We start from the raw sequence: 26,947 nt of genomic DNA on the forward strand, positions 1-26,947 counted from the left end.
TGCCGAACCGCTCGGACACCAACCGCCGACGGAGAGCTGAGCCATGACTCACACCCTGGAAACTGACGTGATCATCTGCGGAACGGGAGCGGCCGGATTAACCCTCGCCATTGACCTCGCCCGCCGGAATGTCGGATTCCTGCTGATCGACAAGGCGGCGCATCCGTTCATCGGCTCACGCGGCAAGGGCATTCAGCCCCGAAGCCAAGAGGTGTTCGAGGACCTCGGCGTGATCGACCGGATCGTCGCCTCCGGCGGTGAGTACCCCGTCCAGCGTTTCCACACCGCCGAGGGACCGGTCGACAGGGCCACCGTCGAGATGTCGGATCCGACGCCGGACGAGCCGTACCAGATCCCGCTGCTCGTCCCGCAGTTCCTCACCGAGCGCCGGCTGCGGGAACGGCTGACCGAGCTCGGCCACGCCCCGCACTACAACCACGAACTCGTCGGCTTCGACCAGGACGCCGACGGTGTGACCGCACGGATCGCGACCCCTGACGGCGAGCGGACCGTGCGGGCCTCGTACCTGATAGGCGCCGACGGCGGATCGAGCTTCGTCCGCAAGGCCCTCGGCATCGGCTTCCCCGGCAAGACCCTCGGGGTCCGGGCGATCGTCGCGGACGTACTGGTCGATGGCGTCTCGTCGGATGCCTGGCACCGTTGGGGCGAGGACACGGCGGCGCAGGTGTCGATGTGCCCGCTCTACGGCACCGACATGTTCCAGCTCCAGGCCCCGATCCCGTTCGATGTCGACATCGACCTTTCGGCCGAGGGGCTCACCTCGTTCTTCCGCGACCGCACCGGCCGGAGCGACGTCGTGATCCGTTCGGTGTCCTGGGCGTCCGCGTTCGAGATGAACGCCCGGCTGGCCGACACCTACCGGCGCGAGCGGGTGTTCCTGACCGGGGACGCGGCACACTGCCATCCGCCGACCGGCGGACAGGGCCTCAACACGAGCGTCCAGGACGCCTACAACCTCGGCTGGAAACTCGCCGCCGTGCTCGACGGCGCCCCGGAATCGTTGCTGTCGACCTACGAGAAGGAGCGCCGGCCGATCGCCGAGGCAGTCCTCGGCCTCTCCGAGCGGCTGCTCGAAGCGGCCAAGAACCGCGACACCCACCGGGGCCGCGAGGTGAGTCAGCTCGATCTCGGCTACCTGGACTCGCCCTTGTCGATGACCAGTCCGGACCGCGACAACGGCGTCCTGGCCGGCGACCGCGCGCCCGACGCGCCCGTGACCGGCGCGGGTGGTCTCCCCACGCGCTTGTTCAGCCTGTTCCAGGGGCCCCACTGGACCCTGCTCGGCCACGACGTCGACGATGTCCCGGCACCGGCGCCGCGCAGCGGCCTGCACATCCACGTCATCGGCGGCGGGGGCGACATCCTGGACACCGGCGGCCATGTCCACAGCGCATACGGACTGTCGTCCGATCAGTGGGTGCTCGTCCGCCCGGACGGATACATCGCGGCCGTGGTCGGCACGGCCGAACTCGGCTCACTCGCCCCCTACCTCGACGCCGTCGGCATCCGCCCCGTGACGGTGACTCAGCCGCGCCACACGGAAACGAGCGCCGACATAGCCGCACCGAGCCGTTCGGCCGCCCCCCGCACCCGACGTGAGCACCGCCGGATCCGCAGCGCCGCCGAGGAGCGACTCGCCACCGCCCAACGCGAGCTCCATCAGCTCTCGCGCCAGGTCCAGCGCGACCTGCGCAGCGTCCGCCGGCAAGGGGAGACCACCGCGATCGTCGCCCGCTCGAACTTCGCCGAGCTCGCGGTCCAGAGCATCACCCGGCTGGCGGCCAACCTCCGCTCCGACCCCAGCGACCGAAGCGGCCGGGGCGACCGGTAACCCCTCGGTCGCCCCGGCGCCGACGAGGCGAATGCCCCATACGGGTGATCCTCCACACGGCGCGTCAACTCCATGGCGCTGTGCGCCCACCACGGAGCTCGACCGCGGTGCCGTTGAGGCACTCACGGTGGGGCATGCGTGGTGGGACCGTACGCGCTCAGCCTGAACTGGAAGTGTCGGACACCTCGTTCGCGGCGCGACGGTACTCGGCGTTGATGCGCTGCGCTTCCTCGAGTTGGTCCTCGAGGATCACGATGCGGCAAGCCGCCTCGACCGGGGTGCCCCTGTCGACGAGCTCGCGGGCGCGGGCGGCGATCCGCAGTTGGTAGCGGGAGTACCTCCGGTGCCCACCCTCCGAGCGCAGCGGAGTGATCAGGCGGGCTTCCCCGATGGCCCGGAGGAAGCCGGGAGTCGTGCCGAGCATCTCGGCGGCCCGGCCCATCGTGTACGCGGGGTAGTCGTCGTCGTCCAGACGACCACTCAATGGAGTATCTGCTGTCATTTCACCTCGTTGTGCAACGCGTCGAGGGGCCCCGATGCCGTACGGCACCAGGGCCCCGAAGGAAATTGAACACCATCTGTCGGCGCTACTGCTCTGCCGACCTCTTGTTTCCGCTACCTGGCCCCTGTGAGGGGGCGGGAATGCGGGGTTCGCGGATGCGTGACCGGGGACCACCTTCCATTCCGGGCTCTTGCGGCACCCGACCTCGTGCATGTCGGCCGGGTGATCCCGATGGCGTCGGCTCCTTCCGTACCTCCGCTGAATCAACTCGCTTGTCAGGCGGCGGCAACCGTCGGTCCCGTCACCGTCCTACGGACAGCTCGGCTTCGAGACTCCACAGCTACCCCGACCTGCGAACTTCTGCACTACGAGAGAAACACTAACCACGCAGCAGCCCAATGTCTACTCTGACAAACATAGATTTTAGGTTGCTCAGGGCATCGATATTCTCTGTCATGTGGGCCATATGGGCAGGTGGTAGCGGGGGCACGGCGGTCAGCCGACTCCAGCGCTCGGATCGCGCACCGAATAGAATCGGCTCTCATGTCGAACCCTGACGAGCTGCTCGTGGATCTCTGCGCGCTGGTGGAGTCCGAGCAGAGCAATCAGATGTCATTGACCGTGGTGGTCGGCGGTGCCGTCATCACTGGGCGGCTGGCTCCCGAAGTCGTATGGAGGGAGCGCGTGTCGGAGGTCCTGAAGGACTCGGACCGCCTGGGCCCCTTCTCCGACGTCTTCGCCGCCGACCGGACAGTGGGCCGGCCCGAACCCGGCGGGGCCCCCACACATCTGCACTTCCACCTCGCCCGGATCCTGCAGGGCAGCGTCGGAATTCCCGAGACGGGCGGAATGTATCGCGTCGCGATCGAGGACGTCAGCGCCTGGACCGTGGGCGACTTCAGTTACTCCGACCAGTGAGGCACCGTATCCGGGCCGCTCCGGCCGGCCGGGAGCCGTCGACCGGACGGTGACACGCGATGGGGCCCTGCCGACGCGCGTCGGCAGGGCCCCATCGTTGTCCTGGTATCAGCTTCCGTCGGTTCTCACAGTCCCAGCGGCGCGGGGCTGCCGAGCAGCGCCGACGCGGTCTGCAACGGCGTAAGGGCCCGCATGGCGGTCGCGGACTCCCGGGTGGGCTCTTGGGTGCCTCGGCAGGTGAAGCCGAGGCGTGTCATGGCCCGGGTGACCTCCCCGCTGGTGAAGTCGCGGGGGTCCTGCCGGGTGATGACCACGCCCACCTGCTTGGCGGGGTAGTGGCGGCGGCCGATGAGCACGGACTCCCCCGTGATGGGCTCCGGCTTGACGCCCTTCATCGAGGCAAGTACCCCGCTCTTGGTGAGGTCGAAGGGGAACCGGGCGATGACGCAGCGCATGATGCCTCGCAGGGAAGGGAGAAGGGAGAGGGAGGAACGGGGCTGATACCGAACGGTCGGCCGGATCAGAGGGAGACGGTGAGGGCGAGGGCACCCGGGCCGCGGCCATGCGGTCCGCCGACGCCGAGGACGTCCCGTACACGGATCCGGTCCGTATAGGCGGGGCTGTCACGGACCACGGCGAGTTGGGCCCGCGTGACCGAACCGGTGCACTGTTCGTCCTGGTCGCAAAGGAGCAGGTACTCGACACGGGCGCTGGCCATGAGGAACAGGGCCACCTCGACGGTGATGTCGTCACCGACCCGCGGTCCGGATGTGTCCAGGGCGTCGAACACGGTCGTGGGAGCGGAACCGACCAGGCGTTGCTGCGTCTGAACCAGCGTCAAAGGAGTCCTCCTGGGTGGGTGGGTGGGGCTTCCGATCACGAAAGGTTCTAGGCCGCCGCTGTGGCCACGGAGGACCGCCGCGGCGTACGGCGTGCCGCCTCGCCGGTGGATCGGCCCTCGCCGGTGGATCGGCCCTGGCCGGTACGGCCGCGCCGGCCCCGGGACGGGGAGGAGGAGCCGCGCCGAGGCCGTTCCACGACCGGCGCGGTGATGGTGACCGCGATCCCCGAGGGGGCCTGGGCGCCGGTGATGCGACTCAACTCGGCTTCGCCCGAGCGCACTTGGGTGGTCTGGGGAGTGATGCCGGCGGCAGTCATCAGTCGGCTCATGTCGCGTCGCTGCTGAGGCGTCACCAGGGTGACGACGCTGCCGGACTCGCCGGCGCGGGCCGTGCGGCCGCCCCGGTGCAGATAGTCCTTGGGGTCGCTGGGCGGGTCCACGTTCACGACCAGATCGAGGTTGTCCACGTGGATCCCGCGCGCCGCGACATTGGTCGCCACCAGCACCGTCACATGCCCGGTCTTGAACTGGGCCAGGGTCCGTGTGCGCTGCGGCTGGGACTTGCCGCCGTGCAGGGCCGCGGCACGGACGCCGCTGTTCAACAGGTGCTCGGTCAGCCGGTCCACCGCGTGCTTGGTGTCCAGGAACATGATCACCCGGCCCTCGCGGGCCGCGATCTCGGTGGTCGTACGCTGCTTGTCCGCGCCGTGCACGTGGAGCACGTGGTGCTCCATGGTGGTGACCGCGCCCGCGGACGGGTCGACGGAGTGGACCACCGGGTCGGTCAGGTAGCGGCGGACCAGGAGGTCGACGTTGCGGTCCAAGGTGGCCGAGAACAGCATCCGCTGCCCGTCGGGGCGCACCTGGTCGAGCAGCGCGGTGACCTGGGGCATGAAGCCCATGTCGGCCATCTGGTCGGCCTCGTCGAGGACGGTGATGGCGACCTGGTCCAGACGGCATTCGCCGCGGTCGATGAGGTCCTTGAGTCGGCCCGGCGTCGCCACGACGACCTCGGCGCCGCCGCGCAGCGCACTGGCCTGCCTGCCGATCGGCATCCCGCCGACCACCGTGGCCAGACGCAGTCGCACGGAACGGGCGTACGGAATGAGAGCGTCGGTGACCTGTTGGGCCAGCTCTCGGGTGGGTACGAGGACCAGGGCCAGCGGCAGCCGCGGCTCGGCGCGCCGACCGGCCGTACGGGCCAGCAGGGCGAGACCGAAGGCGAGGGTCTTGCCGGAGCCGGTGCGGCCGCGGCCGAGTACGTCACGGCCCGCGACGGAGTTCGGCAGGGTCGCCGCCTGGATCGGGAACGGTACGGTCACGCCTGCGTGGCCGAGCTCGGCGAGCAATGGCGTCGGCAGGGCGAGATCGGCGAACGCCTCGACGGCGGGCAACCCTGGGGTGATCGTCTTCGGCAGTGCGAACTCACCTTGCGGCGTGGCCTGTTGACGTCCATAACCCTTCGCACGGCTGGGAGCAGCGGAGCGGCTGGAGGATGCGGCTCCGAAGCGGCCGCCGCCCCTTTGGGAACCAGAATTTCCGGTGCGGGTTCGGGTGCGGGCGAAGCGATCATTTGTACGCGTGCGGTTCATGCGGAACCTTCCTTGATGTGGCACGTATCAAGGAATTCCCGCAGCGAATGAACAGCGCAGAGAATCGCAAGAACGAGCCGAAAATGATGCGGAGCCGAATCAGTCGGTCGGATCGGATCGGTCGGATCGGTCGGATCAACCGGATCAACCGGATCGGCAGGAAATGCTCTCGAAATGCTCCGGCGCAGAGAGCAACGTGATCTCGACAGTGAGATCAGGCATTCCGTGAGTGAGCCTTGGCGGATTTACATCCGGAGCGTTGGGGTGCAGCATCCCCGGGGGATCCGGTGGAGCCATCCCAAGGGGCGGGGCCGCAGCGCCCCTGAATCATGCCGTGGGGGACATCACCACGGCCCCGACGGAGCGGCTGCGCCCCGGAAAGCGGCGAGCTGGGGCCCGCACCCCAAGGTGCGGGCCCCAGCTGCGATGTACGTGTCAGCGTCAGGCGGGAACGATGTTCTCGGCCGTCGGGCCCTTCTGACCCTGCGCGATGTCGAAGGTCACCTTCTGGCCCTCCGACAGCTCGCGGAAGCCCTGGGCGGCGATGTTCGAGTAGTGGGCGAAGACGTCAGCGCCGCCGCCGTCCTGCTCGATGAAGCCGAAGCCCTTTTCCGCGTTGAACCACTTCACGGTACCGGCAGCCATGTCAAATCTCCTTCGGGACGGTGTCCGGAGTTCCGCACTGTGCGCACTCCGCGTCGCCGCGATGATTATCCCGCCGGAAAATTCGCCGGAGCCGAAAAAGAGCGCCACCAGCAGATGAAGCCGGTGAGGGCACTTGCAAGATTTCGGGAACCACAACTGCAACTGAGATCTACAGTAGCACGTTGCGATCGATCGTGTGCGATAAACAACCCCGCACCGCCTGTCGATACAGTCGATGCAGGAAAACTCGTTGCACCTTCCGTCATTTTCTCACTTCACGGGCACAGATATTGGTTCATTCGGCTCCCCGCGATCGCGGGGAGGTCGGGCGACTCGTGTCCTTCTTCGGCCGCGCCGCGTGGGCCACGAGGAGCAGGAACAGTCCGCAGGTGGCGACCAGGATCCAGCCCGGGCGGGACGCGCGTGCGAGTCCCGCCGGGGCGGTGCCCGCGACCAGGCCGCCCGCGATGGCTGTGCCGAGCGCGGAGCCGAGCTGACGTGCGGTGGACGTGATCGCTCCGGCCACGCCGGCACGGGTGGCAGGCAGTCCGCTCACCGCGGTGTTGGTGATGGGCGCGTTGGCGAAGCCGAACCCGACGCCTATGAGCACGTAGGCCGACAAGAGCAGGAGCACGCTCGTGTGCTGGTCGAGCCCGACCAGGCAGAGTCCGCCCACCGTGATGAAGCCGCCGGCCAGGACCAGCGGCAACCGCGGTCCGGTACGACCGACCAGGCGGCCGGACAGGGGTGCGCAGACGGTCGCTCCGACAGCCATGGGCAAGGTCGCCACCCCGGCGGCCAGTGGTGTCCATCCTCGGGCGTGCTGCAGGTAAAGGGTGTTGAGCAGGAGCGTCACGTTCAGGGCGACGAAGACCGCCACCGCGCCCAGCACGGCACTGCTGAAGACCGGATGCCGGTAGAGCCGCAGATCCATCAGCGGCTCGCTCCTGCGGGATTCGGCCGACACGAATCCGACTGCCGCGACGGCAGCGATCGCGTACGCGACCAGCGCCGGAAGCGACACCCAACCGATGCGCGGTCCCTCGATGAGGACGCCGACCGAGACGCCGATGACCACGGTCAGCAGGGCCTGTCCCGGGAGGTCGAGCCGCTGTGCCCGCGGTGCCCGGGATTCCGGCACGAACAGCGCGCTCAGCACGAGGGCGGCCACGATGACCGGTGCGTTGATCCAGAACACCGACCGCCAGCCGAAACCCGCGATGAGGGCGCCGCCCGTGACCGGACCGGCGGCCATGCTGAGCCCGAAGACCGACGCCCAAACACCGATCGCCTGTGCCCGCTCCCTCGGGTCGGGCATGGCGTTCACCACGATCGCGAGGGCCACGGGACTGAGCATCGAGGCGCCGATTCCCTGGACAGCGCGGGCAGCGATCAGCACGCCCACCGAAGGGGCGATCGCGCAGACCAGCGAGGCAGCACCGAACACGACCAGGCCGACCTGGAACACCCGTCGGCGTCCGAACCGGTCCGCCAGCGCGCCGGAGGAGATCAGGAGACTGGCCAGGACGAGCGTGTAGGCGTCCACGGTCCATTCGAGGCTGCGGGTCCCGATACCCAGACCGTGCCCGATCGCCGGCAGTCCGACATTGACGATGGTGGTGTCCAGGCCCACCAGGAACATGCTCAGACAGCAGACGGCCAGCACCGTCCAGCGCCTGCGTGCGCTCAGAACGGGCTGAATGGGGTCAAGTGGCTGAAGGGGATGGGTGGTCGCGGTCACCTGGTACCTCTCACGTCCGGAAGGGGCTGCCCGGCAAGGCTCGGGCCGGACCACACCTGCCGCCCACCAAATTTGCGAAGGCCGCAAACTGGACCCCATGGACGCGGAGCTGGAACAGATCATCGACGGCATCGGCCCCCGGCTGCGCACGCTCCGCCGGGACCGCGGGCTCACGCTGGAGGCGCTCGCGGCGACGACCGGAATGTCGGTGAGCACGCTGTCGCGTCTCGAGTCGGGCAAGCGGCGCCCGACCCTGGATTTGCTCATCCCGCTCGCGCGTACGCACCGCGTCGCACTCGACCAGCTGGTGGCCGCGCCGGCCACCGGTGATCCTCGGGTGCATCTCAAACCCTTGCGCAAGGGCCACGGCAGCGTGCTTGTGCCTCTGACGCAGTACCCGGGTCGGGTGCAGGTGTTCAAGCAGGTACTGGCTCCCCGCGAGCCGGCGTTGGTGACCCATGACGGTTACGAGTGGCTCTACGTCCTCGCGGGCGACCTGCGCCTCATCCTCGGAGAGCGGGACTGCACACTCCACCCGGGCGAAGTGGCCGAGTTCGACACCAGAGAACCGCACTGGTTCGGTCCGGCGAACACCAGCGCCGTCGAAATCCTGCACCTGTTCGGACCGCGAGGCGATCAAGCCGTGGTCCGCGCGAAACCCTCCCCATCCGGTTCCGACCGGGCGGCCGCCACCACCCCGCCGTCGACAACGTCATGAGTCACAACACCCGGTCCGTCGGGCGTACTCCGACCCGTCGTCGCCGTCATTCGCCCGCGGGGAAGTCCGCCGAGCGGCTGATGTCGGCCCACCGCTCGGCTTCGGCGGCACGGGTACGGGAGGCCTTGGCCGCCATCTCGACGGCTCCGGCGCCGAGCAGCAGGCGCAGCGGCGGCTCGTCCAGGCCGACGAGGTCGGTGATGATCTCGGCTGCCCGGGCCGGGTCTCCGGGCCAGGTGGCGGCGGTCTGTTCGCGGTAGCGGTTCATCGCGCCAACGGTCCCTTCGTAGGCAGGACTTACGGGCAGGGCGGTCATGGACGAGCCGCCCCAGTCGGTGCGGAAGCCACCGGGCTCGATGATGGTGACCTTGATACCGAGAGGCCCGACCTCGGCGTTGAGGACCTCTGAGAAGCCTTCGACTGCGAACTTCGCGGTCTGGTAGGCGCTCAGGCCCGGTGATCCGCCCACGCGTCCGCCGATGGAGGAGAACTGGAGGAAGTGGCCGGAACCCTGTTGGCGGAGTACGGGCAGGGCAGCCTTGGTGACGTTGACGACGCCGAACAGGTTCGTCTCGATCTGGGCCCGGAAGTCGTCGTCCGGCATGTCCTCGATGGCGGCGCTGTTGGCGTACCCGGCGTTGTTCACGACGACGTCGAGGCTGCCGAAGGCGTCCAGGGCCAGTTGCACGGCGGCGCGGGCGGCTGCCGGATCGGTGACGTCGAGGGCGACGGCGCGGACCCGGTCGCCGTAGCGCTCGACGAGGTCCTTGAGGTGTTCGGGGCGGCGGGCAGTGGCCACGACTCGGTGGCCGTTGTCGAGGACGTGGCGGGCGAGTGCCCTGCCGAAGCCGCGGGAGCTGCCGGTGATGAGCCAGGTCTTGGTCATGAGATGTCTTCGCTTCCGGGATGGCGCTGGCCGCAGGGCTGGACCCTGCTAACTAAACAGTCATTTATATAGTGCGGCCGGCCGTGAGGTGTGTCAAATAAACAGTTAGTTGCACTACTCTGGGGTCATGCCCCAGCACCAGCCCCCGGCCCGCCCCCGGGACTCCGAGGCCTCCAAGGCCCGCCTGCTCAAAGCCGCGACGGACGAGTTCGCGGCCCGCGGCATCGCCGGTGCCCGAGTGGATCGCATAGGCGCCGCGGCAGAGGTGAACAAGGCCCTCATCTACACGTACTTCGGCAACAAGGAGCAGTTGTTCGACGCCGTCATGGATGCGCATGTCGCCCGCGTCCTCGACGAGGTCCCCTTCACGCCCGAGGACCTGCCGGGCTACGCGGGCCGCCTGTTCGACTTCCTCCTCGCCAACCCGCACCAGCTCCGGCTGGCCACCTGGCACCGCCTCGAACGCTCGGGCACCGACCACGAGCCTCAAGGGCTGGGAACCTCCATGCGGCAGAAGACCGCCGCGATCACCCAGGCGCAGACGGCCGGCCTGCTGACCACGACCTTCACCCCTGAAGACCTGCTCGTCTTCACCCTCGCCCTCGCCAACGCATGGATGCCCACCAGCCCCATGGCCACCAACGACCAGGCGGCCGAGCAGACCCGACAGCACCGAGCCGCGGTCGTCGAGGCCGTCCGACGCCTCGTCGCGGGAATCCCGACGACACAGGCTTCTTGACGACACAGGCTCCTTGAGGAAACGCGGAGGCCGAGGAATCCGCCGCGGCGCGGGCGGCGGTCGCCGGCGGGGCCATGGCGCCGACGTCTCCACAACGTGACGTCCGAATCCCGCCGGGCGAGGCGGTCCGCAAGCCGCAAGGTGGGGGGTGACATCCCGCAAGGTGGGGGGTGCGACACCACTGACGCCCCCTTGGCCTTGGGCAGGAAGGGATCGGGATCGATGACGCCCGTCGCCGCGCACCGCACGTACACACTGCTCGGCCCGGACGGGCGGCTCTGCCGGAGCGGCACCCCGGGCACACTCGGCGGACACCGGCGCGGGCGCCTCTACGGGCGTCTCGACTGCCCTTCCGCCCTGCGGGCCATCGCCCGCGGCCACTACACCGAGCACCGCGTGTTCTTCGCGGACGAGGCCACCGCGATCGCAGCCGGATACCGGCCCTGCGCGGTCTGCCTGCCCGACGAGTACGCCCGCTGGAAAACGACCCGAGAGAGCAGCAGCGCCTCGTCATGAGCATCCTCGCCGAGCGGGAGCGGTCCCGCTCACCCCTGATCGGTGCCGCCGAGTTGGCCGAGTTCGGCGACCTGCCCGCACCCACGCCGCACACGGAGGCCGAACTCGCGGCCCTCATGGGCCTGTTGACGGTTGTGAAGCCACGGATCGAGACCGTGACCATCGGCCACAGCCGCGATGCGGTTTCCCTGGCGGCCGCCGAAGCCTTCGCCGCCGCGTGGGAGGCGCGGGGCGGACAGGTCCTCGCGTCGGTGGACTGGCCGGAGACCGCCGCGTCCTGGCTGCGCCCCGCCAGAAGGCTGACTGCCGAGGCACCCGACGCCTGGGTCGTCGCCGCGGCCCCGCTCGGCTTCGCCCAACTCGCCCGCCGTCTGCGTCACTCCACCGACTGGGACCCGGCGCGCACCTTCGCCTTCGCCTCACTGCGGGACTCCCGACTCCCCGCGCTCGCAGGCCCGGACATCGTGCACGGCCTGCGCGGGGCGACCACCGACGGCGGTACCTGGCATGTCCGCCACCGCTGGGTCATGTCCTAGGTCACGAGAGACCGTGCCGAGCCGGAACGACTCACCCCGTTGGCGCTGGCCTGCGGTTCGTGGCCGTTGCGGCGGGCGTAGACGACCATGTCCCGCGCCACCTGGGCGGCGAGTGCGGGACCGTGGCGGACGGCCAGCAGGTGCAGCGCCAGGTCGATGCCGCTGGCGATGCCGGCCGACGTCACCACCCGGTCGTCGGTGGTGAACAGCACATCCCGCACCACGATCGCCCGGGGGTGGCGGGCCGCCAGCTCGTCCTGGAGGTGGTGGTGCGTGGTGCACCTGCGCCCGTCCAGCAGCCCAGCCCTGCCCAGGGCCTCGGCCCCGGCACACACGCTGGCGACGGCGCCCCCGGCGGTGTGGTGGGCGCGCAGCCGCTCCAGCACGTACCGGCTCAGCTCGGGGCCGCCGCGCAGTGTGGACGCCCTCCACCCCGGCACCACCACCAGGTCGTCGGCGCTCAGCTCCGGCCACTTGGTGTGGGCGGCCAGCGGCAGGCCCTGGGCGCTGCACACCTGTTCCTGGTCGGCGACGTAGCTCAGCCGGTAGGGCTGTCCGAAGTCACCCGCCATGCTGAAGACCTGGGCCGGTCCGGCGAGGTCGAGCAGGTGGACGCCGGGTACGAGGACGAAGACGACATGGCTCACGCCTCGGATGCTCCCAGCTCCGCCTCCCGTTCGGCCACCGTGGAGATCCGGGCGAACCGGTCGCGCAGGACGGCCTCCGTGCGCTCGATGATCGCGTCGGCGCTCAGGTCGCCGATCGGATTGGTGGTGGTGGCGTCGGTGACGAAGACCATCCGGTATCCGAGGTCGCTTCCCACCCGGGTGGTGGTTTCCACGCACTGCTCGGTACGGATGCCGCAGACCGTCAGCTCGCGCACGCCCGCCTCGGTGAGCAGTTGTTGCAGATGGGTGGTGGTGAAGGCGTTGTGGGAGGTCTTGTGCAGGACCGGCTCACCGGACCGCGGCTGCTCCAGTTCGTCCAGCAGGCGGACGTGCCCCTGGGCCGGGTCGAAGACGCCGCCGCTGCCGGGCTCCGTGTGGAGGACCCAGACGACCAGGTCGCCGTTGGCGCGGGCGAGTCGCACCAGACGGTTGACCGGTTCCGCGATCTCCGGATTGGCGATCTGCTCCCACAGCGGGCGGGCTCGGAAGGATTCCTGGACATCGATCACGATCAGCGCTCGGTTCATGCCTCCCATTCTGACCTGGCCGGATACCGGATCAGCAGGCCTGATCCAGGCCGGCACCGGAACGATCCGGTCAGCGGTGTGAGGGCTCGGGGTGAGGACTCGGTGCGAGGGCTCGCGGAAAATGAGACGCGGCGTGCCGACGGGCCGCGCGCGACCCTGCCGGCCGGCCTCTCAGTACGCCGCGAGCCCCGCGACGAGTTGACGGCCGGTCACCAACTCGGGCTCGATGCGGATGAAGACCTCCCCGGGTGAGGCCACCCATGAGCGCGGGCCGGTCCGGGCCAGCCGCCCGTGCTCCGCGGGATCGGTCACCACCGTCGCGCGGCCGGTGACCACGACACTCCAGCCGGAGTGCGCCGTCGCGTCCACCTCGTCCGCTTCGAAGGCGATCACCACGCCGTCGACCGCGGCGGCCAGTTCCGAATCGGCGGAAGTACGCATCAGTACCGCGGAGTCGACGTCCAGGCAGAAGTTGACCGGCAGCACCGCGGGCAGGGCATGGCGCGTGTGGACGACGCGACCGATCGGTGCCCCCTCCAGCAGGCGCAGGCACTCCTCGCGGCCGAGTTCACGGAAGCCGTCGTTGGTGTTCATCGCCGGGTCCAACCTTCACGGGGTACAGCGCTACGCGTTTCAGCGTGTGGGGTGGCGGGCGCCGGGAAGAGGGCCCACCGGCACGGGGCGGCCGAAGAGCGACGCCCCTCGATGCCGGCGGTCAGGGCACATCGATCCGGCGACCGGTGACGGCGACCGGATCGACGCACACCCACAGGGACCGCTCGCCGCCCGCCCACGGATCGCTGTACGCGCGTTCCTCCAGCCGACGCGCCGCGTCCGCGTCCGTCACGGCCCTCGCGCGGCCCCGCACGAGCACGCTCCAGCCCTGGCTGAGCGCCTCGTCGATGTGGTCCACCTCGAAGGCCACGTCGGTTCCGACGGCCTTGGCGGCAGTCGTGTCCGGTGCCGTCCGGAAAGCGATCGCACCGTCGACGACGCTGTAGTTGAGGGGGACGATCAGCGGCCCTTCGGCGGTCTCTGTCGCCAGCCTTCCCACACCGTGTGTCGACAGCCGCGCCCGGCACTCCTCCGCGCTCAATTCGATCAGCTGGGCGTGGTGGGCGGCTCGGCCGGTCCCGGATGGCAGGTCCGCCTCGCCACCGCGCAGGGCCTCGACGCTGGTCTCGAGGACGTCGGCAAGTCTGATGAGAACGCCGACGCCCGGCGTGGCGGTCGACTGTTCCTCCAGGTACCGGACGTAGCCGGGAGCCGTGCCCGCCCGGTTGGCGGTCTCCTCCCGAGTCAGTCCCAGTTCCTCACGCCGTCGGGCGATACGGCGCCCGATGTCGCCCCGCGCGCTGTCCGCGGTGGCCGAGACGGCGTTCGGCTGTGTCTGTTCACTCATGGCCGTTCACTTCCTCCTGTCAGGGCGTCCTGACCGTCAGGCTTCAGGGCGTCAGGACCGTCAGGGCGTCGTGCTGCGGTGCGCCGAGGACGACCTTGAGCGCGCCTGTGTCGGCGGCCCGCGAGAAGACGTCGTACGCCTCCTCCATCGCGTCCAACGGGAAGGTATGGGTGACCAGGGACGACGTGGGAAGTTGCCCGGCGGCCGTCATGCGCAGCAGGGTGGGCGTGGAGTACGTGTCGACCAGGCCGGTGGTGATCGTCACGTTCTTGCTCCACAGGTCTTCGAGGTGGAGTGTCACGGGCTTGCCGTGCACGCCGACGTTGGCCACGTGCCCGCCGGGCCGCACCATGCGCGTACACGCCTCGAAGCTCGCGGGCACCCCCACCGCCTCGATGACCACATCGGCTCCCAGGCCCTCGGTGAGGTCGGCGACCAGCTGCTCCGCCTCCTCCCCCGCCGCGGCCACCGCGTCGGCGCCGAGGCGCTTGGCGGCGTCCAGCCGGGCCGGGGCCAGATCCACAGCGATGATCTTCCCCGGGGTGTACAGCCGGGCCGTGGCGATCGCGGCGAGCCCGATCGGCCCCGCTCCGACCACGACGAGGGTGTCCGCGGGCCGTACCCGCCCGTTCAGCACGCCCACCTCGTAGGCGGTGGGGAAGATGTCGGCCAGCAGCACGGCGTCCTTGCTGTCCACCGCGCCCGGCAGCAGATACGTCGACAGGTCCGCATGCGGAACCCGGACGTACTCGGCCTGCGTGCCGTCGATCAAGTGGCCGAGGATCCATCCCCCGCCACCGCGGCACTGCCCGTACATGCCTTCCCGGCAGTAGCGGCAGCGGCCGCACGTGGTGATGCACGAGACCAGGACACGGTCACCGGGGCGGACCGTGCGGACGTCACCGCCGACGTCGACGATCTCCCCGACGGCTTCGTGTCCGAGTACCGTGCCGGGGCGCACCTCCGGTAGGTCACCCTTGAGGATGTGCAGGTCGGTCCCGCAGATCGTGACGGCGTCGACGCGGACGATCGCGTCGGTGGCATCCTGGATTCCGGGGTCCGTGACGTTCTCCCACGCGGACTCTCCGGAACCGTGGAACACGAGTGCTTTCATGACGATCCCTTCCTGGCTCTTGCGGATGCCGGTCTCGGGGCACCACGGCGAGCGGGCGCCTCGTGCCGCGCCACCACCGCTTGCCGTCGAAGTCGTCGACTCCGACGATGGTGGTACGCCGCTCGACGGCCTGTTCGCGCATGGATCGACCTCGTATGTCCAGCCTGAGCGTGACCGTCGCTGTCCGCTTGGGCCGGTCGGTCCCCATCGCGGGACCGGGCGGGGCCGCGACGGCGCCCGGTCGGCCTCTGCCGCCGCGCATTCCCCGACGCGACCGTCCGGTCCGTGACGACGAGGAGGTGCGGTCGGATGCGCAGGACCGAGCGTGTGAGGCAGCTGCTGTGGCGCTGGCGGAACAACCCCCTGCGCCGGCACGACGACGTCGTCGAGGCCTGGATCGTGCTGGCCATGTGGCTGGTCATCACGATCGGCGGCACCCTGACCGGGCTGCTGACGGCCCATGCCGCCGACGCGTCCTTCGCGCGGCTTCGGCACGAACGGCACGCGGTGCGGGCCGTCCTCGTCGAGAGCACGGCCCGGAGGGTGGGAATCGGGGCGGACACGCCCTACGACCGTGTCCGAGCGACGGTCCGCTGGACGGCGGCGGACGGCTCGACCCATACCGGCCGGGCCCTGGTGGACGACGGCTACCGGGTCGGATCGAAGGTCGTCGTCTGGCTGAACAGCAAGGAGCATCTCACCACGGAGCCGCCGACCGCCTCGGCGGCCGGCGTCGAGGCAGCCTCGCTCGGCGCGGCGGCCGGGGTCGCCTTCGGCGGCCTGGCATTCGCCGCCGGGCGCGTCGCACGGTGGCGGCTCGACCAGCGGCGCTACGACCAGTGGGGTCGTGAGTGGGACCAGGCCGGACCACAGTGGCGACGCAAGACCACGTGAGACACCCCGCGCCTGGTCAACTCTCACTTGTCCTCCGGGGCTGGTCAGTCGTGCGGGACGACGGCGACGGGGCAGGGAGCGTGGTGCAGTACGGCGTGCGCGACGGAGCCGAGGTGGGTGCCCAGCCGGGTCTCCCGCACCCGGCGTCCCACCACGAGGAGAGCCGCGCCGGCCGAGGCGTGGATCAGCTCGCCGGCCGCGCGCCCCTCGGTGACGGTCTCGGTCACGGCGACCGCGGGGAACTTCTCGCGCCAGGGGCGAAGCGTCGCGACCACGGCACCCTCGTGCTCGGCGCGCAGTTCGGGGTCGTTCTCTGGGGCGAGCCGGTCGATCGCGGCGTAGGGGGACGGACCGCTGAAGGCATGGACCACGCGGAGCGGGGCGGCACGGCGTCGGGCGGCGTCGAAGGCGAACTCGATCAGTTCGTCGCAGGGCCGGTTCGTGTCGAGGCCGAGCACGACATCGCGGTACGGGGTCTCGGGTATCTCGTCGGGGGAGATTCCGTCCACCGCCGAGAAGTGCTCGTCGGCGGTGCACTCCCCCGCCCGCACCAGCACCACGGGACGCGGTGACCTCGCGACCACCCGCTGAGACACCGACCCGGTCAGGAAGCCCGCGACGCCGCTGATCCCGTGGGAGCCAAGGACCAGCAGATCGGCCTCTTCGGCCGCCGCGAGCAGGACTTCGACCGGTGCGTCGGCGACCGAGTGGGTGAGGACCTGCAGGCCGCTGTGCGCGGCGCGCATGCTGTCCGACGCCTGCGCCAGCATCTCCTCGGCCCAGGAGCGCTGCGACATGTCCGCGGGCACGGTCGGGGCCGGTCGCGGCTGCCACTCCCAGGCGTGCACCAGGCGCAGCGCCGTGCCTCGGCGCAGGGCTTCTCTGGCCGCCCAGTGCGCGGCGGCCATGCCTTCGGGAGAACCGTCGATCCCTGCGGCGACGTGTCCAAGCATGGTCCGCACCTCCTGCGCGCATGCCGGTGGATTCCTCTTCTCCCCTCAAGCCTGTACCGGGCCGGGCCCGGGCGCAGGGGCCGGGCAGGCCCTGCCGAGGGGCCCTTCGGCCCCTGGTGGAAGGGGGCCCGGGGAAAGAGATTGGAGGTGGCCTGGTCGCGCTCCTGGAAGAGGAGCTCGAGGAAGAGGACACGACCATGAACACTTCCGTCACTTCCAGCATCCTGCGGGCCTTGCCCGCCGAGCACGGCGAACGACTGATGCGCAGCGCCCGGGAGGTGTCGTTCCCGGTGGGAACCCGCCTGTTCGAGGAGGGACGGCGAGCGGACCGGTTCTGGATCGTCCGTACCGGCTCGGTGGCCCTCGACATGCGTGTGCCGGGCCGCCGCGCGGCCGTGATCGAGACCGTCGGGCACAACGAACTCGTCGGCTGGTCCTGGCTGTTCGGACCGCACACCTGGCATCTGGGCGCCGAGGCCACGAGTCCGGTGCGCGCCTATGAGTTCGACGCCGAAGTCGTACGCGCCATGTGCGGGGCCGATCCGGCGCTGGGCATGGCCGTGAGCCAGTGGGTGGGAGACACGGTCGCCCGCCGGCTGCGGTCGGCCAGGACCCGGCTGTTGGACATGTACGCGCCCTACGGCAGCGGAAGTCTTCGCTGACCGCGTCGCCCTCGACCGAGGAGGCACCGTGCACGGCAGCCCTCACATCGTCAGCGACGTGATGACCCACACCGTCGCCGCCGTCGGCCGCGAGGCGAACTTCAAGGAGATCGTGCGGCTGATGGAACAGTGGAAGGTCAGTGCCCTGCCCGTTCTGGAGGGCGAGGGCCGGGTGATCGGCGTGGTCTCCGAGGCCGATCTGCTCCCCAAGGAGGAGTTCCGCGACAGCGATCCGGACAGGTACACGCAGTTGCGGCGGCTCTCCGATCTCGCCAAGGCCGGCGCCGTGACCGCAGAGGAAATGATGACGGCCCCGGCCGTCACCGTCCGGGCGAACGCGACTCTCGCGCAGGCCGCACGGACGATGGCGCACGCCAAGGTCAAACGGCTGCCCGTCGTCGACGACATGGGGCTGCTCGAAGGCGTCGTCAGCCGCGGCGACCTTCTGAAGGTGTTCCTGCGGGACGACGAGGACATCGCCGAGGAGGTGCGCCGCGAGGTGGTGTCGTATCTGTTCCGTGCGCCGTCGTCACCGGTGCGGGTACAGGTGCATGACGGAGTCGTCACCCTCGCCGGGCGTGTCCGGGACACGTCGTTGGTGCCCGTGGCCGCGCGCCTGGTACGGGCCGTCGAAGGGGTGGTGGACGTGGAGTTCGAGCTCACGGGGCCGGCCCGCGGACCGGAGCGGTGACCGGGGGCCGACGCGACGGCCGCGGTCAAGTTGGGCCGGTCGGCCCTAGTGAGTTCGGCCCCGGAGGGTGATGATCGTCGTCACAGCCGGCTCGTGGTCCACAGTCCGCCACTGAAACCGAACAGGGGGTCGTCATGGCCGAGGCGCGCACCTTCACGGAACAGAACCCCATCCGGGTCTTCCTGCTGGACGACCACGAGGTGGTGCGCCGCGGTCTGACCGACCTCCTGGACGCCGAGCCGGACATCTCGGTGGTCGGCGACGCGGGCAGCGTGGCGCACGCGCTGGTGCGCGGCCCGGCGCTGCGGCCGCACGTGGCCGTCCTGGACGTACGCCTGCCGGACGGCGACGGGATCAGCGTCTGCCGGGAGCTGCGCAGTCAGATGCCGGAGCTGGCCTGCCTGATGCTGACGTCGTTCGACGACGAGGAGGCCCTGCTCGACGCGATCATGGCCGGAGCGTCGGGTTATGTGCTCAAGCAGATCAAGGGCTCGGATCTGGTCTCGGCGGTACGCACCGTGGCTTCCGGTCAGTCGATGCTGGACCCCACGACGACCGCCCGGCTGATGCGGTCGTTGCGCGCGGACCCCACCGAGGCCCCGGCGCTCGCTCCCGAACTCGCCGCTCTCTCGCCCCGCGAGCGCGACATCCTCGCGCTGATCGGTGACGGGCTCACCAACCGTGAGATCGGCAAGAAACTCTACCTGTCCGAGAAGACGGTGAAGAACCACATCTCCCGGCTGCTGGCCAAACTCGGCGTCCAGCGCAGGGTCCAGGCGGCGGTCCTGGCCAGCCAGCTGGAGCACCCCGGCCCCGCCGACCACCAGAGCCGCTGACCCCGGGGAACACCCCTTCAGGACCGCGGGGAACCGCGCGACCCGCCCCCAGCACCCGCAGCCCCACGCGCACCCTCACGCTCACCCGCACCCTCACACTCACGCGCACCCTCATGCACACCCACACCCGCACCCACACCCACACCCGCAGAACACCGGCCGCGCAGGTCGCCGACAGTCTCAGCCATGCGCCGGACCGCCCCCCGGGCCCGCGCCGGGTGCGCTCACCGGTACCCGCCACACCAGCCGTGTACCACCGCCCCCGGGCCGTTCGCCGAGCGTCAGTACGCCCCCGAGGGCGATGGCCCGGTCCTCCATGTTCTTCAGCCCGCTGCGCCGCACCTCAGCCGGCACCCCGCAGCCGTCGTCCGTCACGGTGAGCGTCAATTCGCCACCGGCGCACTGGAGCCGGACATCCACGGCGTGCGCCCCGGAGTGCCGGGCCGCGTTGCTCAGCGCCTCGCCGAGCACCGCGACGGCGTGGTCGGCGATGTCGCCGGGGACTTCGGTCTCGACGAGCCCCTCGATCCGCAGCGCTGGTGAGAACCCGAACGACGTGGTCGAGGCCGTGACCGCCTCGGAGACCCGGCCGCGCAGACCCTTGCCGTCCCGGCCGGCCCCGCCGTGCGTCCGCAGGCCGAAGATCGTGGACCGGATGATCTTGATGGTGTCGTCGAGGTCGTCGACGGTCCGTGTCAGTCGCTCCATGCCCTCGGCATGCTCCATGAAGCGCTGGGCGCTCTGCAGTGTCATGCCGGCCGCGAAGAGCCGCTGGATGGCGAGGTCATGCAGGTCCCGGGCGATGCGGTCGCGGTCCTGGAGCAACGCGATCTGTTCCGCGTCCCGCCGTCGCTCGGCCAGCTCCAGCGCCAGTGCGGCCTGGTCGGCGAACCCGAGCAGCGGTCCGGTGTCCGCGTCGCCGAACGGTGTGCCGCCCCGCAACCGGCCCAGCAGCAGCACGCCCCGCGCCTTGCCGCTGGTACCGAGCGGCACCGCGACGACGGGTCCGAGCCCGGCCCACTGGGCTTCGCCCTCGCCCACGCGGGGATCGTGTTCGATGTCGGCGCTGACCACCGGCTCCGCGGAGCTGAGCGCGGCTCCGACGAAACCGCCCCTGGCCGACATCACCAGGCCACCGCGCTCCTCCGCGCCGAGCCCGACGGCCAGCGCCGGCCGTAGCTCCTCTTCGCCCGCCACGTGCTCCGCGATCAGCCCCATGTCCGCGGAGACGATCTTCCGCGCCTCGTCGACGATCAGTTCCAGCACCTCCGCGCCCGGCGCGCCGGTCAGCAGAACGCTGGTGACCTTCCCGCTGGCCCGCTGCCAGCGTTCGCGGAGCCTGGTCTCCTCGTACAGCCGCGCGTTCTCGATGGCGACGCCGGCGGCCACGGCCAGCGTCGCCAGGACGGACTCGTCCTCCGCGTCGAACTCCCGCTCGTTGCGCTTCTCGGTGAGATACAGGTTCCCGAACACCTCGTCCCGCACCCGGATCGGTACGCCGAGGAAGGAGTGCATCGGCGGATGGTGGGCGGGGAAGCCGTACGACTCGGGGTGCTCGCAGAGCTCCGGCAGCCTCAGAGGGACCGGGTGCCGGATCAGCTCGCCGAGAAGTCCGTGCCCGCTGGGCAGCGTCCCGATCTCGGACCGCCGCTCCTCGTCGATGCCGACGGTGATGAACGCGGACAGCTTCCGGTCGACGCCGATCACGCCCAGGGCCCCGTACTCGGCGTCCACCAGGACGACGGCGGCCTCGACGATGCTGCGCAGTACCTGGGGCAGGTCCAGCTCCCGTCCGACCGACAGGACGGCCTCCAGCAGGCTGTGCAGGCGGTCCCGAGTGCCGCGGACGGCGTCGATGCGCACCTGCAGCTCACCCAGCAGCTCGTCGAGCCGAAGCTTGGGCACATGCTGCTCGGATCCCCCGCGTGTCTCCGCGCCCATCGCTTCCTCCGGCCCATTCGGCGGACAAGAGGCCGCACACCAGTCCGCCTGCCCTCACCGTACTGCCTGGCGACCCGAGGGACCGTCCGGTCACTGGTCCGGCAGGGTGAGGGTGCAGGACTCCCCGGGTGCCACGGACACGGTGCGGTCCGCGAGGGCGATGTCGATCGGGTCCTGGTCGGACGCAGGCACTGCCAGCATCAACTGGTCGGTCGTCAGGCGCAGTTGCACTCCATGATGGCCCCGGTAGCGGATGGCGAAGCCGTACTCGGAGAACTCCGGCAGCGGCACCGGATCGAGCCGCAGCGCGCCGCCCCGGGTCTCCAGACCGGTCAGGCAGCGCTGGACGAGATCGAGGGTGCCGGCCATGGCACCGAGGTGGATGCCCTCCCCCGTGGTGCCGCCCTGCAGATCGACGACGTCCCCGGCCAGGGCCTCGTGCACGAACGTCCACGCCTCCGCGCGCCGCGCCCGGGCCAGCACCCACCCATGCACCAGGCTGCTCAACGTCGAGCCGTGACTCGTGCGGCGCAGGTAGTGGTCGACGGTGCGCCGCCAGACGGTGTCGTCCACCTCGTGCCCCAGCCTGCGGAACAGCCCGCCTAGCTCGGCGGGCGAGAAGAGGTAGCCCAGCATCAGGACGTCCGCCTGCTTGGACGCCTGGTAGCGGTTGACACTGTCGTCCTCGGCCTCCAGGATCCGGTCGAGCCGCCGGATGTCGCCGTAGCGGGTCCGGTAGCCGTCCCAGTCCAGCTCCTCCAGGGCGCCGTAGCCCTCGAACTGGCTGATCACCCCGGCGTGGAAGGGCACATGCAGCTTCCGGGAGACCTCCTGCCAGCCGTCGAGTTCGGCCGCGTCGAGGCCGGTGCGCTCACAGAGGTCCCGGCGGGGCAGTTCGGGCAGGTCGTAGAGGACATCGAGGGTGCGGGCGATCACCCAGGCCGCGGTGACGTTGGTGTACGCGTTGTCGTCGAGTCCCTGCCGCGCGGCGCCGGGATAGGCGTCGTGGTACTCGTCGGGGCCGACGACGCCACGGATCCGGTACCGGCCAAGCGTCCCGTCGTACGCCGCGAGGCCGGCCCAGAAGCGGGCGATCTGCACGAGCATCTCGATGCCCTTGGTGTGCAGGAACTCGGTGTCGCCGCTCGCCTCGCAGTACTGCCACACGTTGTACGCGATCGCCGAGCCGACGTGGTACTGGAGCCGCGAGTGGTCGGGCAGCCAGCGCCCCGAGCGCGGGTTCAGGTGCAGTTGCTGGGTCTCCTCCCGGCCGTCGCTGCCGCTCTGCCACGGGTACATCGCGCCGGTGTGCCCGGCGTCGACCGCGGCCCGGCAGGCCTGCTCGAGGCGGCGGTGGCGGTAGGTGAGCAGGGCGCGGGAGACCTCGGGGAAGTGCAGGTTGAGGTACGGCAGGACGAACAGTTCATCCCAGAAGACGTGTCCGCGGTAGGCCTCGCCGTGCAGACCGCGCGCCGGCACTCCGACGTCCAGCTCCGCGGTGTGCGGGGAGAGCGTCTGGAGCAGGTGGAAGAGGTGCAGTCGCAGCACCGGGCCCGCGCTGTTCGGCACGTCCAACTCGGCGTTGCGCCACAGCTGTTGCCAGGCCGTGCGGTGGGAGTCCAGCAGGGTCGCGAAGTCCGGAGCACGGCCGACCCGGTCGAGGGCGGCGTGCGCCGGCTCCTCGATGGCCGGGTCGTGGGAGGTGTGCAGGGCGACGGTCTTGTCGACCGTGACCGTCCGGCCGTCGGCCAGGGAGAGCCGCAGCAGCTGAGCCGCCCGCGCGTCCTCGTGTGCGTCCACGGTCCGGGCGGGTACGTCGGTGACCGTGCGGGCCGCCAGGCCGATCCTGATGTCGGAGGTGTTGGTCCGGCACTCCAGCCAGATCGTTTCCGGCGCCGCGGTGCCGGTCCGGACGTCCGCGAGATGCCGGGAGGCGAGGGAGCGGTAGCGCTCCACCCCGGTGTTGGCGACCCTCCCGTCGAGCGCCGTCTCGACCTCGATCTCCCCGGACCAGCCCTGGGCCGTCAACTCCGTGCGCAGCATCGCGAGATGGGGGTCGGCCATGTGGACAAGGCGCACCTGCCGTACGGCGAGCAGACGCCCCTCCTCATCTTCGTACCGAAGGGTTCGTTCCAGGATGCCCGCGCGCAGGTCCAGGCTCTGGTGGTGGTCGAGAAGCTTGTGGGTGTCGGGCGTGAGCCAGGCCCCGGAGGCGGTACGGAGCCGGAGCGGCAGCCAGTTGGGGAGGTTGACCATGTCCTCGTTCTCGACGCGGTGTCCGGCCACGTCCGAGGTGAGGCGGTTGTAGCAGCCCGCCGCGTACGTGCCCGGGTAGTGGACGGGGTCCGCCGCGCACTCGGGAGCCGCGCCCCGGGTGGCGAAGTAGCCGTTGCCGAGGGTGCACAGTGCCTCGCGCAGCCGCTCCTGCGCGGGCTCGTAGCCTTCGTACGCCCAGGTCCAGTCGGACATCCTCAGTCCTCCTTCCGTGTGAGCAGCTCCGCGAGGTCCTCGACCACCAGGTCCGCGCCGTGCTCCATCAGGGCGGTCCGGGTGGCCGGGGTGCGGGCGCGGTCGACGCCCACGACGAGACCGAATCCGCCGCGTCGCCCGGCCTCGACTCCGGCGAGGGCGTCCTCGACGACGGCGGCGTGTTCGGCGGGGACCCCGAGGCGGCGGGTCGCCTCCAGGAAGAGAGCGGGGTCGGGTTTCCCGGGCAGCCCCAGCCGAGCGGCCTCCCCTCCGTCCACCAGTGTGTCGAAGAGACTGCGAACTCCCGCCTGTTCGAGGAGTTCGGTCGCGTGCCGGGAGGCGGAGGCGGCGGCCAGCGGGATCCCGGCGGACCGCAGGGCGCGCAGCAGGCGGACCGTGCCCGGGTAGGCGTCGACGCGCCCGGCGCGCAGCCGCTCGGTGAACAGCCGTTCCTTGTGGGCGGCGACGGCCCGGATCTCGGCATCGGAGGGCCGCAGCCCCCGGGATTCGAGGAAGGCCGCGGTTCCGTCGAGGCGCGACTTGCCGTCGACGTGGCGCAGATAGTCCTCGCGCGGGTCGAAGGGGCGCTCGCCGCGTGGGCGCAGAAAGGCGTCGAAGGCCGTCTTCCACGCGGCGGCGTGCAGCCGCGCGGAGTCCGTGATGACGCCGTCGGTGTCGAGGACCACGGCCCGCGTCCCCCGCAGCGCACGGGGTGCTTGGGCCGTGCCGTTCCGCTCCGCGCTCATCGGTGGTCGGCCACCCTCATGTCGATGCCGATGCGTACGTCATGGCGTTGAACTCCCTTGCGGGGTGCGGGATTTCGGCCGGTGCGGGGTGGAGGCTCAGCCGCTCCAGGTCCAGTCGGCGACCTCGGGCAGGTCGGTGCCGTGTTCGCGGATCCAGGCGTGGTGGCGGGTGCGGACGTCGGCCATCTGCTGGCGGACCGCGGCGGCACGGACGCCGAGGCCGGGGACGCGGTCGATCACGTCCATGACGAGGCGGTAGCGGTCCATGTCGTTGCGGACGACCATGTCGAACGGGGTCGTGGTGGTGCCCATCTCCTTGTAGCCGCGTACGTGCAGGTTGGCGTGGCCGGTGCGGCGGTAGGCGAGCCGGTGGATCAGCCAGGGGTAGCCGTGGTACGCGAAGATCACCGGCTTGTGGGTGGTGAACAGCCCGTCGTACTCGAAGTCGCCCATCCCGTGCGGGTGTTCGTCGCGCGGCAGCAGCCGGGTCATGTCGACGACGTTGACGACGCGGACGGCGAGCTCGGGCAGATGGCGTCGCAGCAGATCGGAGGCGGCCAGGATCTCCAGGGTGGGGACGTCACCCGCGCAGGCGAGAACGACGTCCGGTTCGCGGTCCCCGTTCGCCGAGCCCGCCCACTCCCAGATCCCGGCGCCGCGGGCGCAGTGGTCGCGGGCCTGGTCCATGGAGAGCCAGTCGAAGCAGGGCTGCTTGCCGGCGACGACGACGTTGACGTAGTCGCGGCTGCGCAGCACGTGGTCCGCCACCGACAGCAGGGTGTTGGCGTCCGGCGGCAGATAGACCCGTACGACCCCGGGGCTCTTGTTGAGGACGTGGTCGACGAAGCCGGGGTCCTGGTGCGAGAAGCCGTTGTGGTCCTGGCGCCAGACGTGCGAGGTGAGCAGGTAGTTGAGGGAGGCGATCGGGGCGCGCCATGCCAGCTCCCTCGACGTCTTGAGCCACTTGATGTGCTGGTTGACCATCGAGTCGACGATGTGCACGAACGCCTCGTAGCAGGAGAACAGCCCGTGCCGGCCGGTCAGCGTGTAGCCCTCCAACCAGCCCTGGCAGAGGTGTTCGGAGAGGATCTCCATCACTCGGCCGTGCCGGTCCAGGTGCTCGTCCACCTGGAGGGTCTGCGCCTGCCAGGCCTTGCCGCTGGCGCCGAAGACGGCTCCCAACCGGTTGGAGGCGGTCTCGTCGGGGCCCACCAGGCGGAAGTCCCGGCGTTGGGAGGTGTCCTTCATGACCTGTTCGAGGAGGTCGCCGAGGACCCGGGTGGGCTCGTGCAGAGTGGCGCCCGGTTTGTCGACGGGGACGGCGTAGCGGTCGAGGGACGGGATGGGCAGATCACGGACGAGCAGGCCGCCGTTGGCGTGCGGGGTGCCGCCCAGTCGCTTCGAGCCGTCGGGTACGCAGGCGAGGACGTCGGCGACGGGGCGCCCCTCGGCGTCGAAGAGTTCCTCGGGACGGTACGAGCGCAGCCAGGTCTCCAACTGCCGCAGGTGTTCCGGGTTTTCGCGGACCGCGGCCAGCGGAACCTGGTGGGCGCGCCAGGTGCCCTCGACGGGCAGGCCGTCGACCTCCGCCGGTCCCGTCCAGCCCTTCGGGGTGCGCAGCACGATCACGGGCCAGCGCACCCGCTCGGCCGCGCCGTCCTCGCGGGCGGTGCGCTGCATCAGCGCGATGCTGTCCAGGGCCCGGTCGAAGGCGTCCGCCATCGCACGGTGGACCTCGTGCGGGTCGTCGCCGGTGACGTGGATCGGGTCGTGGCCGTAGCCGCGCAGCAGCTCGTCGAGTTCGGCCTCCGGGATCCGGGACAGGACGGTCGGGTTGGCGATCTTGTAGCCGTTGAGGTGCAGGATCGGCAGCACGGCGCCGTCGTGGACCGGGTCGAGGAACTTGTTGGAGTGCCAGGACGCGGCCAGCGGCCCCGTCTCCGCCTCACCGTCACCGATGACGCAGGCGACCAGCAGGTCCGGGTTGTCGAAGGCGGCCCCGTAGGCGTGCGCCAGCGAGTAGCCGAGCTCACCGCCCTCGTGGATCGAGCCCGGGGTCTCGGGCGCGACATGGCTGGGCACCCCGCCGGGGAACGAGAACTGCCGGAACAGCCGCTCCATGCCGGCCGCGTCCCGCGAGACGCTCGGGTAGGTCTCGCTGTAGGTCCCCTCCAGCCAGGAGTTGGCGAGGACCGCGGGCCCGCCGTGTCCGGGCCCCCACACGCACAGCGCGTCCAGACCACGGGCCTTGATCACCCGGTTGAGGTGCGTGTGCACCAGGTTGAGGCCGGGTGAGGTGCCCCAGTGGCCGAGCAGCCGCGGCTTGATGTGCGCGGGGGTCAGGGGTTCGGTCAGCAGCGGGTTGGCGAGCAGGTAGATCTGGCCCACGGCAAGGTAGTTGGCGGCTCGCCAGTGGGCGTCCAGGGTGCGCAGTTCCTCGTCGGTCAGTACGGTGCTGTCCTGGTGTTCGACCTTGGGCATGGTGACTCCGTAAGTCATCGAGGTGCGTCACGAGGCGTGTCGCGGGGCGTGTCGCAGGGCGTGGCATCGGTGTGCGT

The 26,947-nt window shown here is 70.5% G+C and carries 26 protein-coding genes and 1 pseudogene; 10 read left to right on the top strand and 17 right to left on the bottom strand.

Annotation, left to right across the window (positions count from 1 at the left end):
• The first annotated feature begins 43 nt into the window (after positions 1 to 43).
• Entirely contained in the window at positions 44 to 1,852 is a 1,809-nt protein-coding gene (locus AQJ27_RS43215; RefSeq protein ID WP_067381970.1) for an FAD-dependent oxidoreductase, read from the top strand.
• 157 nt (positions 1,853 to 2,009) lie between these two features.
• On the opposite strand, the gene AQJ27_RS43220 is transcribed toward AQJ27_RS43215, so the two are convergent.
• The gene (locus tag AQJ27_RS43220; protein ID WP_054235794.1) at positions 2,010 to 2,354 is read right to left on the bottom strand and encodes a MerR family transcriptional regulator; all 345 of its coding nucleotides are present in this window, start codon (positions 2,352 to 2,354) and stop codon (positions 2,010 to 2,012) included.
• A gap of 543 nt (positions 2,355 to 2,897) precedes the next feature.
• Here AQJ27_RS43220 and AQJ27_RS43225 point away from each other — a divergent pair.
• Complete coding sequence (locus AQJ27_RS43225) at positions 2,898 to 3,272, top strand: hypothetical protein (RefSeq protein WP_067381973.1); 375 nt, start codon at positions 2,898 to 2,900, stop codon at positions 3,270 to 3,272.
• Positions 3,273 to 3,397: 125 nt separating this feature from the next.
• On the opposite strand, the gene AQJ27_RS43230 is transcribed toward AQJ27_RS43225, so the two are convergent.
• The 5 genes from AQJ27_RS43230 to AQJ27_RS43250 form a co-directional block, all read right to left on the bottom strand.
• Positions 3,398 to 3,727, bottom strand: coding sequence for an SCO5918 family protein (locus tag AQJ27_RS43230; RefSeq protein WP_067381976.1), 330 nt, complete (start codon positions 3,725 to 3,727; stop codon positions 3,398 to 3,400).
• Positions 3,728 to 3,792: 65 nt separating this feature from the next.
• A complete protein-coding gene (locus tag AQJ27_RS43235; protein WP_067381980.1) occupies positions 3,793 to 4,113 on the bottom strand; it encodes a CBS domain-containing protein in 321 nt (106 codons plus the stop codon).
• Positions 4,114 to 4,160: 47 nt separating this feature from the next.
• Positions 4,161 to 5,705 carry a DEAD/DEAH box helicase gene (locus tag AQJ27_RS43240; RefSeq protein ID WP_079065697.1) on the bottom strand — a complete coding sequence of 515 codons (1,545 nt, stop codon included), beginning with the start codon at positions 5,703 to 5,705 and terminating at the stop codon, positions 4,161 to 4,163.
• Between the two features lie 441 nt (positions 5,706 to 6,146).
• Positions 6,147 to 6,350 (bottom strand): cold-shock protein, encoded by a 204-nt coding sequence (locus tag AQJ27_RS43245; RefSeq protein ID WP_030872951.1) that lies wholly within the window; start codon positions 6,348 to 6,350, stop codon positions 6,147 to 6,149.
• Positions 6,351 to 6,645: 295 nt separating this feature from the next.
• Positions 6,646 to 8,091, bottom strand: coding sequence for an MFS transporter (locus AQJ27_RS43250; protein ID WP_067381988.1), 1,446 nt, complete (start codon positions 8,089 to 8,091; stop codon positions 6,646 to 6,648).
• 97 nt (positions 8,092 to 8,188) lie between these two features.
• Here AQJ27_RS43250 and AQJ27_RS43255 point away from each other — a divergent pair, with 97 nt between their 5' ends.
• Positions 8,189 to 8,809: a helix-turn-helix domain-containing protein gene (locus AQJ27_RS43255; RefSeq protein WP_067381991.1), complete on the top strand. Its 621-nt coding sequence runs from the start codon at positions 8,189 to 8,191 to the stop codon at positions 8,807 to 8,809.
• A gap of 46 nt (positions 8,810 to 8,855) precedes the next feature.
• On the opposite strand, the gene AQJ27_RS43260 is transcribed toward AQJ27_RS43255, so the two are convergent.
• Positions 8,856 to 9,695 carry an oxidoreductase gene (locus AQJ27_RS43260; RefSeq protein ID WP_067381996.1) on the bottom strand — a complete coding sequence of 280 codons (840 nt, stop codon included), beginning with the start codon at positions 9,693 to 9,695 and terminating at the stop codon, positions 8,856 to 8,858.
• Positions 9,696 to 9,822: 127 nt separating this feature from the next.
• Between AQJ27_RS43260 and AQJ27_RS43265 the strand changes: the two genes are divergently transcribed.
• From AQJ27_RS43265 to AQJ27_RS43275, 3 genes are all read left to right on the top strand, one after another.
• On the top strand, positions 9,823 to 10,434 hold the full coding sequence (locus AQJ27_RS43265; RefSeq protein ID WP_067381999.1) for a TetR/AcrR family transcriptional regulator: 612 nt from the start codon (positions 9,823 to 9,825) through the stop codon (positions 10,432 to 10,434).
• A 222-nt stretch (positions 10,435 to 10,656) separates the two neighbouring features.
• Positions 10,657 to 10,950: an Ada metal-binding domain-containing protein gene (locus AQJ27_RS43270; protein WP_067382002.1), complete on the top strand. Its 294-nt coding sequence runs from the start codon at positions 10,657 to 10,659 to the stop codon at positions 10,948 to 10,950.
• A complete protein-coding gene (locus AQJ27_RS43275; RefSeq protein WP_067382005.1) occupies positions 10,947 to 11,486 on the top strand; it encodes a type 1 periplasmic-binding domain-containing protein in 540 nt (179 codons plus the stop codon). The genes AQJ27_RS43270 and AQJ27_RS43275 overlap by 4 nt, the downstream gene beginning before the upstream one ends.
• Before the next feature lie 41 nt (positions 11,487 to 11,527).
• On the opposite strand, the pseudogene AQJ27_RS43280 reads toward AQJ27_RS43275, so the two are convergent.
• The 5 genes and pseudogenes from AQJ27_RS43280 to AQJ27_RS43300 all read right to left on the bottom strand — a co-directional run.
• Positions 11,528 to 12,133, bottom strand: a pseudogene (locus AQJ27_RS43280) (GlxA family transcriptional regulator); the annotation flags it as partial.
• A complete protein-coding gene (locus tag AQJ27_RS43285) occupies positions 12,130 to 12,681 on the bottom strand; it encodes a cysteine hydrolase family protein (protein WP_067382150.1) in 552 nt (183 codons plus the stop codon). The pseudogene AQJ27_RS43280 and the gene AQJ27_RS43285, both read right to left, overlap by 4 nt.
• Positions 12,682 to 12,852: 171 nt before the next feature.
• Entirely contained in the window at positions 12,853 to 13,275 is a 423-nt protein-coding gene (locus AQJ27_RS43290) for a pyridoxamine 5'-phosphate oxidase family protein (protein ID WP_067382008.1), read from the bottom strand.
• A 121-nt stretch (positions 13,276 to 13,396) separates the two neighbouring features.
• The gene (locus AQJ27_RS43295; protein ID WP_067382011.1) at positions 13,397 to 14,083 is read right to left on the bottom strand and encodes a helix-turn-helix domain-containing protein; all 687 of its coding nucleotides are present in this window, start codon (positions 14,081 to 14,083) and stop codon (positions 13,397 to 13,399) included.
• Positions 14,084 to 14,126: 43 nt separating this feature from the next.
• Positions 14,127 to 15,197, bottom strand: a complete 1,071-nt coding sequence (locus AQJ27_RS43300; protein WP_067382014.1) for a zinc-dependent alcohol dehydrogenase family protein — start codon at positions 15,195 to 15,197, stop codon at positions 14,127 to 14,129.
• Positions 15,198 to 15,506: 309 nt separating this feature from the next.
• On the opposite strand from AQJ27_RS43300, the gene AQJ27_RS43305 reads away from it, so the two are divergent.
• The gene (locus AQJ27_RS43305) at positions 15,507 to 16,091 is read left to right on the top strand and encodes an Rv1733c family protein (protein WP_067382017.1); all 585 of its coding nucleotides are present in this window, start codon (positions 15,507 to 15,509) and stop codon (positions 16,089 to 16,091) included.
• A gap of 44 nt (positions 16,092 to 16,135) precedes the next feature.
• On the opposite strand, the gene AQJ27_RS43310 is transcribed toward AQJ27_RS43305, so the two are convergent.
• Positions 16,136 to 17,044: a universal stress protein gene (locus AQJ27_RS43310; protein WP_067382020.1), complete on the bottom strand. Its 909-nt coding sequence runs from the start codon at positions 17,042 to 17,044 to the stop codon at positions 16,136 to 16,138.
• A 197-nt stretch (positions 17,045 to 17,241) separates the two neighbouring features.
• Here AQJ27_RS43310 and AQJ27_RS43315 point away from each other — a divergent pair, with 197 nt between their 5' ends.
• The 3 genes from AQJ27_RS43315 to AQJ27_RS43325 all read left to right on the top strand — a co-directional run bounded on the left by AQJ27_RS43315 (position 17,242) and on the right by AQJ27_RS43325 (position 19,233).
• Complete coding sequence (locus AQJ27_RS43315; RefSeq protein WP_067382023.1) at positions 17,242 to 17,706, top strand: Crp/Fnr family transcriptional regulator; 465 nt, start codon at positions 17,242 to 17,244, stop codon at positions 17,704 to 17,706.
• 28 nt (positions 17,707 to 17,734) lie between these two features.
• A complete protein-coding gene (locus tag AQJ27_RS43320) occupies positions 17,735 to 18,397 on the top strand; it encodes a CBS domain-containing protein (protein ID WP_067382026.1) in 663 nt (220 codons plus the stop codon).
• Between the two features lie 134 nt (positions 18,398 to 18,531).
• Positions 18,532 to 19,233, top strand: coding sequence for a response regulator (locus AQJ27_RS43325; RefSeq protein WP_067382029.1), 702 nt, complete (start codon positions 18,532 to 18,534; stop codon positions 19,231 to 19,233).
• Positions 19,234 to 19,413: 180 nt separating this feature from the next.
• On the opposite strand, the gene AQJ27_RS43330 is transcribed toward AQJ27_RS43325, so the two are convergent.
• From AQJ27_RS43330 to AQJ27_RS43345, 4 genes are all read right to left on the bottom strand, one after another.
• A complete protein-coding gene (locus AQJ27_RS43330; RefSeq protein ID WP_067382032.1) occupies positions 19,414 to 21,174 on the bottom strand; it encodes a sensor histidine kinase in 1,761 nt (586 codons plus the stop codon).
• Positions 21,175 to 21,264: 90 nt separating this feature from the next.
• Positions 21,265 to 23,643 (bottom strand): glycoside hydrolase family 65 protein, encoded by a 2,379-nt coding sequence (locus tag AQJ27_RS43335; RefSeq protein ID WP_067382035.1) that lies wholly within the window; start codon positions 23,641 to 23,643, stop codon positions 21,265 to 21,267.
• A gap of 2 nt (positions 23,644 to 23,645) precedes the next feature.
• Complete coding sequence (locus AQJ27_RS43340; RefSeq protein WP_067382038.1) at positions 23,646 to 24,389, bottom strand: HAD family hydrolase; 744 nt, start codon at positions 24,387 to 24,389, stop codon at positions 23,646 to 23,648.
• Positions 24,390 to 24,485: 96 nt separating this feature from the next.
• Positions 24,486 to 26,870, bottom strand: a complete 2,385-nt coding sequence (locus AQJ27_RS43345; protein WP_067382041.1) for a phosphoketolase family protein — start codon at positions 26,868 to 26,870, stop codon at positions 24,486 to 24,488.
• Positions 26,871 to 26,947 lie beyond the last annotated feature (77 nt).

The sequence above is a fragment of the Streptomyces olivochromogenes genome (assembly GCF_001514115.1).
GTDB classification, from domain to species: domain Bacteria; phylum Actinomycetota; class Actinomycetes; order Streptomycetales; family Streptomycetaceae; genus Streptomyces; species Streptomyces olivochromogenes.